Origin of the sequence: Pilosibacter sp. YYHA0881, from assembly GCF_051602715.1 — a bacterium.
GTDB classification, from domain to species: Bacteria; Bacillota; Clostridia; order Lachnospirales; family Lachnospiraceae; genus Alitiscatomonas; species Alitiscatomonas aceti.
Window position 1 is genome coordinate 3375063 of the sequence record NZ_CP175657.1, and the last position, 13517, is coordinate 3388579.

Annotated in this window: 11 protein-coding genes and 1 pseudogene; all 12 read left to right on the forward strand. The window is 55.4% G+C overall.

Annotated elements, in window-relative coordinates; genetic code table 11:
* Positions 1 to 56 precede the first annotated feature (56 nt).
* Positions 57 to 392, forward strand: a pseudogene (locus ACI6NM_RS15950) (relaxase/mobilization nuclease domain-containing protein); the annotation flags it as partial.
* 166 nt (positions 393 to 558) lie between these two features.
* Positions 559 to 3528 carry an NYN domain-containing protein gene (locus ACI6NM_RS15955; RefSeq protein ID WP_337810925.1) on the forward strand — a complete coding sequence of 990 codons (2970 nt, stop codon included), beginning with the start codon at positions 559 to 561 and terminating at the stop codon, positions 3526 to 3528.
* A gap of 162 nt (positions 3529 to 3690) precedes the next feature.
* Positions 3691 to 5043 carry an MATE family efflux transporter gene (locus tag ACI6NM_RS15960; RefSeq protein WP_022272420.1) on the forward strand — a complete coding sequence of 451 codons (1353 nt, stop codon included), beginning with the start codon at positions 3691 to 3693 and terminating at the stop codon, positions 5041 to 5043.
* Positions 5044 to 5313: 270 nt separating this feature from the next.
* Positions 5314 to 5883: a glycerol-3-phosphate responsive antiterminator gene (locus tag ACI6NM_RS15965; protein ID WP_215654164.1), complete on the forward strand. Its 570-nt coding sequence runs from the start codon at positions 5314 to 5316 to the stop codon at positions 5881 to 5883.
* A gap of 96 nt (positions 5884 to 5979) precedes the next feature.
* Complete coding sequence (gene glpK, locus ACI6NM_RS15970) at positions 5980 to 7470, forward strand: glycerol kinase GlpK (protein WP_337810924.1); 1491 nt, start codon at positions 5980 to 5982, stop codon at positions 7468 to 7470.
* A 20-nt stretch (positions 7471 to 7490) separates the two neighbouring features.
* The gene (locus ACI6NM_RS15975) at positions 7491 to 8204 is read left to right on the forward strand and encodes an MIP/aquaporin family protein (protein ID WP_022272417.1); all 714 of its coding nucleotides are present in this window, start codon (positions 7491 to 7493) and stop codon (positions 8202 to 8204) included.
* Positions 8205 to 8377: 173 nt separating this feature from the next.
* On the forward strand, positions 8378 to 9832 hold the full coding sequence (locus ACI6NM_RS15980) for an NAD(P)/FAD-dependent oxidoreductase (protein WP_337810922.1): 1455 nt from the start codon (positions 8378 to 8380) through the stop codon (positions 9830 to 9832).
* A 1-nt stretch (position 9833) separates the two neighbouring features.
* On the forward strand, positions 9834 to 11096 hold the full coding sequence (locus ACI6NM_RS15985; RefSeq protein ID WP_158358907.1) for an NAD(P)/FAD-dependent oxidoreductase: 1263 nt from the start codon (positions 9834 to 9836) through the stop codon (positions 11094 to 11096).
* Between the two features lie 3 nt (positions 11097 to 11099).
* On the forward strand, positions 11100 to 11459 hold the full coding sequence (locus ACI6NM_RS15990; RefSeq protein ID WP_158358909.1) for a DUF1667 domain-containing protein: 360 nt from the start codon (positions 11100 to 11102) through the stop codon (positions 11457 to 11459).
* 31 nt (positions 11460 to 11490) lie between these two features.
* Positions 11491 to 11691, forward strand: a complete 201-nt coding sequence (locus tag ACI6NM_RS15995; protein ID WP_022272413.1) for a hypothetical protein — start codon at positions 11491 to 11493, stop codon at positions 11689 to 11691.
* Positions 11692 to 11870: 179 nt separating this feature from the next.
* On the forward strand, positions 11871 to 12338 hold the full coding sequence (rimP, locus tag ACI6NM_RS16000) for a ribosome maturation factor RimP (RefSeq protein WP_022272412.1): 468 nt from the start codon (positions 11871 to 11873) through the stop codon (positions 12336 to 12338).
* Between the two features lie 14 nt (positions 12339 to 12352).
* On the forward strand, positions 12353 to 13510 hold the full coding sequence (nusA, locus tag ACI6NM_RS16005) for a transcription termination factor NusA (RefSeq protein WP_022272411.1): 1158 nt from the start codon (positions 12353 to 12355) through the stop codon (positions 13508 to 13510).
* Positions 13511 to 13517 lie beyond the last annotated feature (7 nt).

Below are 13517 nucleotides of genomic sequence, written 5' to 3' on the forward strand. Positions count from 1 at the left end.
GAATTGTGGCAGGAAAATGAAACAGCAGTTTATTGGTTTGGCTGCACAGAAAGTCGGGCGATCAGGCAAAGCCTTCTTGCCGGGAGCTGCTTCGTGTGGCGATTGACAACGCATGATCACAAAGTCCTGTTGACTTTGAGGAACTGCTGAAAGAGTCTGGCTGTGAGGTATCAAAGCGCGGAAAATCGTATCGCCTGAAGCTCCCAGGCTGGGAGAAAGCCGCCCGCCTGGACAGCCTGGGCGAAGGATATGGATTGGAGGATTTGCAGGCAGTTCTCTCCGGGAAGAAAGTGCATATCCCACGAAAGAAAACTGTTACACAGGCAGAGCCGCCGAAGGTCAATCTGCTGGTGGACATTCAGGCAAAATTGCAGGCAGGAAAAGGCTGCGGCTGCCACGGCACATCACAATGAGCTTTATCCTAAAATTCCTATGCGATAAAGTTTATATGAACCGAGAGCAACAGCATCTCGACCAACGCCTCCTTTTATGGTATAATTTAGCATTATGCAATCATGAATGGAGGCGCTTTTCATGGGCGGACAGAAGCCTGAAGGAATGAAAAAACATATTTGTACGGGTCTGTTGGCCCATGTGGATGCGGGAAAGACCACCCTTTCCGAGGCCATCCTATATACCACCGGCACCATACGGAAGCTGGGGAGAGTGGATAATAAGGACGCTTTTCTGGATACATATCAGCTGGAACGGGCCAGGGGGATCACGATCTTTTCCAAGCAGGCAGAGCTTACACTGGGAGATACGGCGGTGACTCTTCTGGATACGCCGGGCCATGTGGATTTCTCGGCAGAGATGGAACGGACGCTGCAGGTGCTGGACTATGCGGTCCTGGTGATCAACGGGGCGGACGGCGTCCAGGGCCATACGGAGACCCTTTGGCGTCTTCTGAAGCGGTACAGGATCCCGGTGTTCCTGTTCGTCAATAAAATGGACCAGCCGGGAACAGACCGGGAGGCGCTGCTTTCCGGATTAAAGCGCCGTCTGGACAGCGCGGTAACAGATTTTACGGGAGTGACGGCTGGAACGGATGGGATTCTTTCGTACAGCGGAGACAGAGAGAACGGAGAGGAGTTTTTTGAGGAGATCTCCATGGCCGGGGAGGAGCTTCTGGAGGAGTATCTGGAGCGGGGGATCCTGTCTGTGGACCCGGTCCGCCGGGCTGTGAAGGAGCGGCGGCTGTTTCCGTGTTATTTCGGGTCGGCCCTGAAGCTTACGGGCGTGGAGGAGTTTTTAAAGGGATTCGAGACCTTCACCGCCGGGACCGGGTATTCCCGGGAATTCGGCGCGCGGGTCTTTAAGATATCCCGGGACAGCCAGGGAAACCGGCTGACCCATTTAAAGATCACCGGAGGAAGCCTGAAGGTAAAGAGCTTTCTGGATCAGGAGCAGACGGAAAAGGTCAACCAGATCCGGATCTATTCGGGGGAAAAGTTCGAGTTGGCCAGTGAGGCGGAGGCGGGCTGTATCTGCGTGGTCACAGGTCCATCAGATACCCGCCCGGGACAGGGCTTCGGTGTGGAGAGATCGGGGAAGAGCCCGCTTCTGGAGCCGGTACTTACCTACCAGGTGATCCTTCCCGATGGGGCAGATGCCCATGTAATGCTGAAAAACCTCCGGCTTCTGGAGGAGGAGGATCCCCTGCTCCATATTGTCTGGGATGAGACTCTGGGAGAGATCCGGGCCCAGGTCATGGGGCAGGTGCAGATGGAGATCCTGAAAAGCCAGATCCTGGAACGGTTCGGCGTGGAGGTGGATTTCGGGACTGGAAATATCGTATATAAGGAAACCATCCAGCGGCCAGTGGAGGGAGTGGGGCATTTTGAGCCGCTGCGCCATTATGCGGAGGTCCATCTGCTGATGGAGCCTCTGGAGCCGGGAAGCGGCCTGGTGCTGGGGTGTGACTGCAGCGAGGATCTTCTGGACCGGAACTGGCAGAGATTGGTGCTGACCCACCTGGAAGAAAAAAAATACCGGGGGACTTTGACTGGCTCAGAAATCACGGATATGAGGATCACTCTGACGGCGGGCCGGGCCCATATTAAACACACAGAGGGCGGCGATTTCCGTCAGGCCACCTACCGGGCTGTGCGGCAGGGGCTTAAGGAGGCGGGATGCCGCTTGCTGGAGCCGTATTATGAATTTATTCTCGAGGTGCCGGAGGAGTCGGTGGGCCGGGCCATGGCAGACATTGACCGGATGTATGGGAAATTCCAGGCGCCGGAAACAGGAAACGGCATGGCGGTGCTGACCGGGAGCGCTCCGGCTGCCTGTATGCGGGATTACCAGCGGGAGGTGACCAATTATACCAGGGGAAGGGGACGGCTGTCCTTAAGCCTCAAGGGATATGAGCCCTGCCATAACCAGGACGAGGTGGTGGAGGCCATGGGCTATGATTTTGACGGGGATCTGGCAGATCCGGCAGGATCTGTATTCTGTTCCCACGGAGCCGGAGTGGTGGTGCCCTGGGATCAGGTGAAAAAGCATATGCATGTGCAGACGCCTCTGGATAAACGGAGGGCCGCCGGTGTGGATCTTCCGGACCGGAAAGAACGGGAGGACGAAAGCTCCGGAGCCGGAGTCCCGGAGGGACGGTCAGGTGCCGGGGCAGGCGGAGGCCGGAGCAGCGCAGCAGGCACTGGCGGAGGAGCCGGAAGGCTGTCGGCGTCGTATTATGAAGATAAAGAACTGGAGGAGATATTTAAGCGTACCTACGGGGAACCGAAGCGCAGCTATCCGCCGGGAAACGCCCTGGGTCAGAGAACGGCCGAAGCCCGGAGTACAGGCGGCCTGGGCCATGGAACCGGCAGCGGCCAGAGTACAGACGGCCCAGGCCAGAAAACGGCCGGGGGCCGGAGGGCGGGCAGCAGCCGTCCCGGGCCATGGGGGCCAGACCGCGCGGACCGGAAGAGCGGCCGGGGAACTGGAGCGGCAGATACCAGCTCCGGCACAGAGGAGGAATATCTTCTGGTGGACGGCTACAACATTATTTTCGCCTGGGAGGAGTTAAGCGAGCTGGCAAAGGTGAACATCGACGGCGCCAGATACCGGCTCATGGACATTCTGTGCAATTACCAGGGCTATAAAAAATGTACGCTGATCGTGGTCTTTGACGCATATAAGGTGGAAGGAAACACCGGAGAGGCCATAAAATATCACAACATCCATGTGGTATACACAAAGGAAGCAGAAACGGCAGACCAGTATATTGAAAAGCTGGCCCATAAGATCGGCCCCCGGTACCGGGTCACAGTGGCCACCTCAGACGGCCTGGAGCAGCTGATCATCCGGGGCCAGGGCTGTCTTCTCCTTTCAGCCAGGGATCTGAAGGAAGAGGTGGACTATGTGGAAAGCCAGATCGCAGATGAGCAGGGGCGGTTAAAATCCCAGCAGAGGAACGGGAAAAATTATCTGCTGTCCCATGCGGACGGCGAGCTGAGAGAATACCTGGAAACGGTACGGCTGGGAAATGCCGGGACGTCTGGCCGGATTGACAAAGAAAAACCGTGATGCTATACTGGAAACAGTTCATCGGAGGGCTTGTAAACGCATTTACAAAGCTGGATAAGATGCCAGGGGACCGCCTGGTATTTTATCCGGCTTTTTATGTTATAGGAAGGTTCTTGTTTGGGGGTCTCTGGTGGGATGCAGAAGATCAAGGAGGAAGATACAATGGAAAAAACAGCAGATTTTACAGAGGGGAGGATCCTTTCCAGGCTTTTGAGGTTTGCCCTGCCGGTGCTGGCAGCTCTGTTTCTACAGGCCATGTACGGCGCGGTGGATCTGATGGTGGTGGGGCAGTTCGGAGCGCCCACAGACGTGTCGGCGGTCTCCACCGGCAGCCAGATCATGCAGACGGTAACGTCACTGATCACGGGACTGGCCATGGGGATCACGATCCTGGTGGGCCAGAAGATCGGGGAAAAGCGGCCGGAGCAGGCTGGGGATGTGATCGGGAGCGGGATCTGCCTCTTTGGAGTCCTGGCGGCAGTCCTTACGGTCTTAATGATCCTGGGAGCAGGCTTTCTGGCAGGGCTTATGCATGCGCCGGATGAGGCCTTTTCCCAGACCGTGGATTATATCCGGATCTGCTCCGCCGGGGCCGTGTTCATCATCGCCTACAATGTCCTGGGCAGCATTTTTCGCGGCATAGGGGATTCCAGGATGCCTTTATTTACCGTGGCCGCCGCCTGCGTCTTTAACATCGGAGGAGACCTTCTCCTGGTGGCCGGCTTTCACATGGGGGCAGCCGGAGCGGCCCTGGCCACGGTGGCAGCCCAGGCGGCCAGCGTCCTTTTGTCCCTGGCAGTGATCCGGAGGAGGACCCTGCCCTTTACCATTGGAAAAAAGAACCTGCGGTTTGAGAGACGGCTGGTGGGAAGGATTCTGGCTCTGGGAACGCCCATTGCCCTCCAGGATCTGCTGGTCAGCATTTCCTTTCTGGTGATCCTGGCCATTGTCAATTCCATGGGCGTTATCGCCTCGGCCGGCGTTGGTGTGGCAGAAAAGCTCTGCGCCTTCATCATGCTGGTGGCGTCGGCCTACATGCAGTCCATGTCAGCCTTTGTGGCCCAGAATATGGGGGCGGGGAAGCCGGAGCGGGCGAAACGTGCCCTGCTTTACGGGATCGGAACCTCCCTTATGGCCGGGGTGACCCTCTTTTATTTTTCGTTTTTCCACGGAGATGCCATGGCGGGGATCTTTGCCAGGGACCCGCAGGTGGTGGCTGCGGCTGCCGATTATCTAAAGGCATACGCCATCGACTGTATCCTTACGTCGTTCCTGTTCTGCTTTGTGGGATATTTCAATGGATGCGGTAAGACCTTTTTCGTTATGGTCCAGGGGATCGTGGGAGCCTTCTGTGTGAGGATCCCTGTGTCCTGGTTCATGAGCCGCATGGCCGGAGTGACGCTTTTTAAGATCGGTCTGGCAACGCCCTGCTCTTCGGCGGTCCAGATCCTGCTCTGCGCGGCCTATTTTATCTGGCTGTCGGGACGGAGCAGGAAACACAGGACATCCGCGTAAGAACTTGGGGCAGAATGCATAAAAACGGAAAGAGAAAATGGACGGAAATAAATGAAAATGCCTATAAACGTCCATAAAAAAGAACGGATTGTAAAATATGCGCAAAATGTGAAAAACATATTGATATTTTTTGTGCGATATGATATGATGAATTTAAGTTAAAAAGGTGCTGAGAGATGAGAGCATAGTGCAAACGGTAAGAAAACCGGGTTGGTTGCTATGCTCTTTTTTTATCACCTGCCGGAAGCGGCAGACAGCGGGGGGAATCCAATGGAAATGAAATTTTATGATTATCTGGATGCGAATCCAGTGATCGCCGCCGTAAAGGATATGGACGGCGTAAAGAAATGCTGTGAACGGGAAGAGATAAAGATCGTATTTATCCTGTTTGGAGACGTCTGCAGCATCTGCCGGATCGTGGAGGAGTTAAAGGCCCACGGAAAGGTCGCCATGGTCCATATGGATCTTGTAAGCGGTCTCAGCGGAAAGGAAGTGGCCGTGGACTTTATTAAAAAGAATACCAGGGCCGACGGGATCATTTCCACAAAGCCTGCCCTCATCAAGCGGGCCAGGGAGCTGGATCTCTATACGACCCTCCGGGTGTTCGTCCTGGATTCCATGGCCTTTGAAAATATTGAAAAGCAGATGGGACTTGCAAGGCCCGACAGCATCGAGATCCTTCCGGGGCTGATGCCCAAGGTGATCCGCCGGGTGGCAAGGCTCGTAAAGGTTCCGGTGATCGCTGGGGGGCTGATCTCGGAAAAGGAGGACGTGATGGCCGCTCTGTCAGCCGGGGCGATCTCAGTGTCCAGCACAAACCAGTCTGTCTGGTCCGTATAGGGGTGAAAGAGTCCGCCGGAGGCGGATACAGGAAAGGGTATTGATAACGGATAGATACGGGGAGTATGTATCCAGGGTATATAAGGAGGAATTTTTATGGCAAAGTATGTAATGGCATTTGACGCGGGGACCACCAGCAACCGGTGTATCCTTTTCAATGAAAAGGGCGAGATCTGCAGTGTGGCCCAGAAGGAATTTACCCAGTATTTCCCGAAGCCGGGATGGGTCGAGCACGATGCAAATGAGATCTGGTCCACCCAGCTGGGCGTGGCCGTGGAGGCAATGTCCAAGATCGGTGCGTCCTCAGAGGACATCGCGGCCATCGGTATCACCAATCAGCGCGAGACCACCATCGTATGGGATAAAAATACGGGAGAGCCGGTCTACCACGCCATCGTATGGCAGTGCCGCAGGACCTCAGAATACTGCGATACCTTAAAGGAAAAGGGTCTGGTGGACACCTTCCGTGCCAAAACGGGACTGGTGATCGACGCATATTTCTCTGGAACCAAATTAAAATGGATCCTGGACAATGTGGAGGGCGTCAGAGAACGGGCAGAAAAAGGCGAGCTGTTATTCGGAACCGTGGAAACATGGCTGATCTGGAAACTGACTAAGGGAAGAGTCCATGTGACCGACTATTCCAACGCATCCCGTACCATGCTGTTCAATATCAACACTTTACAGTGGGATGACGAGATCTTACAGGAATTAAACATCCCGAAATGTATGCTTCCGGAGGCAAAGCCGTCCAGCTGCATTTATGGGGAATCCGATCCCCAGTATTTCGGCGGCCCGATCCCCATCGGCGGCGCGGCAGGAGACCAGCAGGCGGCTCTGTTCGGCCAGACCTGTTTTAATCCCGGCGAAGCGAAGAATACATACGGCACCGGCTGCTTCATGCTGATGAACACCGGAGAAAAGCCGGTATTTTCTAAGAACGGACTGGTAACGACCATTGCCTGGGGACTGGATGGAAAGGTGAATTACGCCCTTGAGGGCTCCATCTTCGTGGCGGGCGCAGCCATCCAGTGGCTCCGCGATGAGATGCGTCTCATCGATTCCTCACCGGATTCTGAGTATATGGCCAATAAGGTAAAGGATACCAACGGCTGCTATGTGGTTCCTGCCTTCACAGGCCTGGGTGCTCCCCACTGGGACCAGTACGCCAGAGGCACCATCGTGGGCATTACCCGCGGCGTCAATAAATACCATATCATCCGTGCCACACTGGATTCCCTGTGCTACCAGACCAACGATGTATTAAAGGCCATGGAGGCCGATTCCGGGATCCGCCTGGCAGCCCTTAAGGTGGACGGCGGAGCCAGCGCCAACAATTATCTGATGCAGACCCAGTCAGATATCATCAACGCGCCGGTACAGCGTCCCCAGTGCATTGAGACCACAGCCATGGGCGCCGCATACCTGGCGGGCCTGGCAGTGGGCTACTGGAAGAGCAAGGAGGACGTGATCAAGAACTGGGCCATCGACCGTACCTTTGAGCCTGCGATCTGTGACAAAAAGCGGAAGGAAATGGTGGACGGCTGGGATAAGGCAGTGAAGTATTCCTTTGGCTGGGCCAAATAAATGAATGGAGGCGGAAGAATATGATGGCATATATTGCAGAATTTATCGGGACCATGCTCCTGATCCTTTTGGGCGACGGCGTTGTCGCCAATGTGACCTTGAATAAATCCGGAATGAAGGGGGCCGGTTCCATCCAGATCACCTTTGCCTGGGGCCTTGCGGTCATGATCCCGGCCTTTATCTTCGGAGCGGCCTCCGGAGCGCACTTTAATCCGGCATTGACCATTGCCCTTGCTGTGGACGGAAGTCTTTCCTGGGGGCTGGTACCCGGCTACATCATCGCACAGTTTGCCGGTGCCTTCGTGGGCGCCTGCCTGGTATACGCCCTGTTTAAGGACCAGTTCGACGCCACAGAATCTGCGGCCACGAAGCTCGGCGTATTCTCCACAAGCCCGTCGGTCCCCAACATGGGCCGCAACATCTTAAGCGAAGCCATCGGGACCTTCGTTCTGGTATTTGCCATCAAGGGGATCGCACAGGTTCCCGGACTGGCAGCCGGACTTGACAAGTTCCTGGTATTCGGGATCATCGTATCCATCGGTATGTCCTTAGGCGGACTTACAGGCTATGCCATCAACCCGGCCCGTGACCTGGGACCCCGTCTGGCCCACGCCGTTCTTCCCATTAAGGGAAAAGGCGATTCCAACTGGGGCTACGCGCCGGTGGTCATCCTCGGACCGGTGATCGGAGCGGTGGCAGCCGTCCTGTTATACGGAGTCATTCCGTGGGCATAAAGGTCCAGCAAGCTCTCCCGCTGTGCGGATGGGGCTGCTGCAGGAGATCATCTTCAGCAGCCCCCGGAAGCCGGCTTACAAAAATAAAAGATAGATTTGCAGAGATAAGAGCAGAGCAAATAAAGCATGGAGACATGTTTTGTTTGCTCTGCTCGTTTAGGAGATGAGAAGTCATGTATGATGTGATCATTATCGGCGCAGGCGTATCCGGAGCGGCGGCAGCCAGGGAGCTGTCCCGGTATAAGGGAAGGATCTGCGTCCTTGAAAAAGAAGAGGATGTGTGCTGCGGCACCTCCAAGGCCAACAGCGCCATCGTCCACGCGGGGTATGACGCTCCGGAGGGCTCCCTGATGGCGAAGCTCAACGTGGAGGGAAACCGCATGATGGCGGAGCTTTCCAGAGAGCTGGATTTTCCGTTCCGTCCCTGCGGCTCCTTTGTGGTATGCCTGGACCGGGAGATGCTCCCGGATCTTCAGGCCCTGTATGAGAGAGGCGTAAGAAACGGCGTTCCGGGGCTGGAGATCATTACCGATAAGGAGCGGATCCGGGAGATGGAGCCAAACCTTTCGGACCAGACTGAGGCAGTGCTTTATGCTCCCACAGCCGGGATCGTCTGTCCCTTCTTATTAAATATCGCTATGGCGGAGAACGCCTGCACCAACGGCGTGGAATTCCGGTTCAATACAACGGTCACCGGCTTTACCAGGACAGAAGAGGGATGGCTGGTCCACACAAATAAAGGCGATGTGGAAACCAGGACCGTGGTCAATGCGGCGGGAGTTTATGCAGATGAGCTGCATAATATGGTCTGTGAGGAGAAGATCCATATCACTCCGCGCCGTGGAGATTACTGTCTCCTGGACAAGAGCGCCGGAGCCCATGTGAACCGCACGATCTTCGCCCTGCCGGGGAAATACGGAAAAGGCGTTCTGGTGTCGCCCACGGTCCATGGGAACCTCATCGTCGGCCCCACAGCCATTGACATCGGGGATAAGGAAGCCACCGCCACCACCAGAGAGGGGCTGGATCAGGTGATCGAAAAGGCGGGGATGAATGTGAAGAATCTTCCCATGCGGCAGGTGATCACCTCCTTTGCCGGTCTCCGGGCCCATGAGGACGGCCACGAATTCATCATCCGGGAGCTTCCCGGAGCGCCGGGCTTTGTGGACTGCGCCGGGATCGAATCCCCAGGCCTTACCAGCTCCCCGGCCATTGGGAAAATGGTGGCGGAGATCGTAGAGGGGATCTTACACCTTCCGGAAAATCCGGACTTTAACGGCGTCAGAAAGGGGATCCTGGACCCGGATACACTTTCAAAGGAAGAGCGGGCAGCGCTCATTAAAGAAAATCCGGCTTACGGAAACATCATCTGCCGGTGCGAGATGGTCACGGAGGGCGAGATCCTGGATGCCATCCACAGGCCCCTGGGAGCCAGATCCCTGGACGGGGTCAAGAGAAGGACCAGGGCCGGCATGGGACGGTGCCAGGCGGGCTTCTGTACGCCCAGGACCATGGAGCTGCTCCACAGAGAGCTTGGCATTCCCATGACGGAGATCACAAAATCCGGCGGGGAGTCCAGACTCCTTGTGGGAACCAGTAAAGATACCCTTGGAAAGGAGGATGCTTAAGATGAGAGAATACGATCTGGTCATCGTCGGCGGCGGCCCCGCGGGGCTTGCGGCAGCAGCGGCGGCAAAGGACAGCGGCATCGACAGCATCCTGATCCTGGAACGGGACCGGGAGCTGGGCGGGATCCTGAACCAGTGCATCCATAACGGCTTCGGACTCCATACCTTCAAGGAGGAGCTGACAGGACCGGAATATGCGGCCAGGTTCATTGAAAGGGTCCGGGAACGGAAGATCGAATATAAGCTGAACACCATGGTCATGGAGATCAGTCCCCAGAAGGCAGTGACGGCCATGAACCGGGAGGAAGGTCTGTTTGAGATCAAAGCCAGGGCTGTGATCCTGGCCATGGGCTGCCGGGAAAGATCCAGAGGCGCACTCAATATCCCCGGCTATCGTCCGGCTGGTATCTACTCTGCGGGAACGGCCCAGCGGCTGGTCAATATGGAAGGCTTCATGCCTGGCCGGGAGGTGGTGATCTTAGGATCCGGCGATATCGGACTCATCATGGCCCGGCGTATGACCCTGGAGGGCGCAAAGGTGAAGGTGGTGGCAGAGCTGATGCCTTATTCCGGCGGCCTTAAGAGGAACATCGTCCAGTGCCTGAACGATTACGGGATCCCATTGAAGCTGAGCCATACGGTGGTGGAGATCCGGGGAAAGGAACGGCTGACGGGGATCACCCTGGCAGAGGTGGACAAAAACGGAAAGCCCATTCCCGGCACAGAGGAGGACTATTCCTGTGATACTCTGCTCCTTTCTGTGGGACTGATCCCGGAAAATGAGCTGTCTGGCGGCATGGGCGTGGCCATGAACCGGGTCACCTCCGGCCCCAGGGTCAACGAGAGCCTGGAGACCAGCGTGGAAGGCGTGTTCGCCTGCGGAAATGTGCTCCATGTCCACGATCTGGTGGACTTTGTGTCAGAGGAGGCGGCGGCGGCCGGAAGACATGCGGCTTCCTATATAAAAGAGGGCCGGAAGGAAAATGCCCGGGAGATCGTCATAAACGCTGTGGAAGGTGTCCGGTATACGGTTCCCTGTACGATCTCGCCTGAACGGATGGAGGATACCCAGGTGGTGCGGTTCCGTGTGGGGAATGTTTATAAAAACTGCTGCATCGGCGTATACTTTGACGGGGAGCAGGTGATCCGGCGGAAACGGCCGGTGATGGCTCCCGGAGAGATGGAAGAGATCCGGCTGGAAAAGGAAAAGCTTCTCTTGCATCCGGAACTGAAAACCATTACAATTAAGGTGGAGGAGGCGTAGAAAATGGAGAGACGGGAACTGATCTGTATCGGCTGTCCCCTGGGATGCTCCCTTACGGTGTCCATGGAAGGGGCAGAGGTGGTCTCGGTCACAGGAAATACCTGCAAGCGGGGCGACGTGTACGCCAGAAAAGAAGTGACCAACCCAACCAGGATCGTGACCTCCACCGTGAAGGTCTCCAACGGAACGGCAGATATGGTGTCTGTAAAGACGAAGGAGGACGTGCCGAAGGAGAAGATCTTTGACTGTATGAGAGCGTTAAAGGATGTGACGGTCCAGGCGCCGGTCCATATCGGAGACGTGGTCCTTAAAAACGTGGCAGGAACCGGCGTGGACATGGTGGCCACAAAAAATGTGGACTGAAGGGAGCCGGGACAGAAGAAAGGAGAGGCTTATGACCATGGAGAAAAAGAACCTGGGGCTGGGAAACATGAACGGGATGACCGATCAGGATCACAGGACCTGCGGGATCAACGACATGAACTGCCTGGGAGGAGAGGAGAAGGAGCAGACTCTGAACGACATGAACGGGGTGAGCCGGGAGGACGAGACGAGCTGCAGTCTCAACGATATGAACTGTTCGAAAAAAAAATAAAACTATTGCAATTGCTTCTTGAGTGTGATATGATGTAAACGATAACATAAGTAACTGGCTGAAAAGAGTGGACGAAACAAAGTCCACTCTTTCGTTTTGTATCTTCTTTCCGGTCCGGAAAAGACACGCACGGACGCGGGGGAACAGCCGGTGCTGATAAAAAGAAAGGTGGTGGGATCGTGTCAAAACGGGAAGACTATGAGGCAAGGGTGGAAGCATTCTTACTGCCTGTCATGGAAGAAAATCATTTTGAGCTGGTGGATGTGGAATATGTAAAGGAAGCCGGAACCTGGTATCTCAGGGCCTATATTGATAAAGAGGGCGGCTTTACGGTGGATGACTGCGAGATGGTGTCCAGACGTCTGGGCGACTGGCTGGATAAGGAGGACTTCATCGACGAAAGCTATATTTTAGAGGTCAGCTCTCCGGGACTTGGAAGACCCTTAAAAAAGGAAAAGGACTTTAAGAGGAGCATGGGCGAGCAGGTGGAGATCAAGCTCTACCGGGCCGTGGACCGTCAGAAGGACTTTACAGGGGCTCTTGCAGCCTATGATGAAAATACGGTCACCATCCGCTATGAGGATGGGTCAGAAAGTACATTCGACAGAAAAGATATTGCCTTAATCCGTCTGGCATTTGATTTTTAAAAGGAGGATAAAAGATGAACAAGGAACTGATGGAAGCAATGACGGTGCTGGAAAAGGAATATAACATCAGCAAAGACACATTGCTGGAGGCCATCGAGAATTCCCTTCTTACGGCATGTAAGAACCATTTCGGGAAAGCGGACAATGTGAAGGTGATCATTGACCGCGAGGGCTGCGACTATTCTGTTTATGCAGAAAAAGAGGTTGTGGAAAATGTGGAAGACCCGGTGACCCAGATTAGCCTTGCAGACGCGAGAATGAAGGGCGCGAAGTTCGACCTGGGCGATATCGTCCAGATCCCCATCGATTCCCATGATTTCGGCCGGATCGCCACCCAGAACGCCAAAAACGTGATCCTCCAGAAGATCCGTGAGGAGAGCCGGAAATCCCAGTTAAACGAGTGGCAGTGCCGGGAGAAGGAGGTAGTGACCGGTATCGTGCAGCGCTATATCGGACGGAACGTCAGCGTGGATCTTGGAAAGATCGACGCCATCCTGCCGGAATCCGAACAGGTAAAGGGCGAGGTATTCCAGCGCACGGAGAGGATCAAGGTCTATATCCTGGAGGTAAAGGATAATCCCAAGGGACCCAGGATCTCCGTATCCCGTACCCATCCGGACCTGGTGAGACGCCTGTTTGAGGCGGAGATCGCCGAGGTGCGGGACGGAACGGTCGAGATCCGCGCCATTGCCAGAGAGGCCGGTTCCAGAACGAAGATCGCAGTGAGCACCACAGACCCCAACGTGGATCCGGTGGGCGCATGCGTCGGCTTAAACGGAGCCAGAGTCAACGCCATTGTCAATGAGTTAAGAGGCGAGAAGATCGACATCATCAACTGGGACGACAACCCGGCCTTCCTGATCGAAAATGCCCTGAGTCCTGCCAAGGTGATCTCCGTTGTGGCCGATGAGGATGCGAAGGAGGCACAGGTCATCGTTCCGGATTATCAGTTATCTCTGGCCATCGGCAAGGAAGGACAGAACGCAAGGCTGGCGGCGAGACTGACCACCTATAAGATCGATATTAAGAGCGAGACCCAGGCAAGGGAAATGGGCCTGTTTGATGCCCTGGAGTCCGGCGAATATGAAGACGGATTTGAAGGCGAGTTTGAAACTGAAGGCAGCTATGAGGTTCCCGCAGAGGAAGACTACCAGGAGGAATCCGAAGAATAGGAGAGAA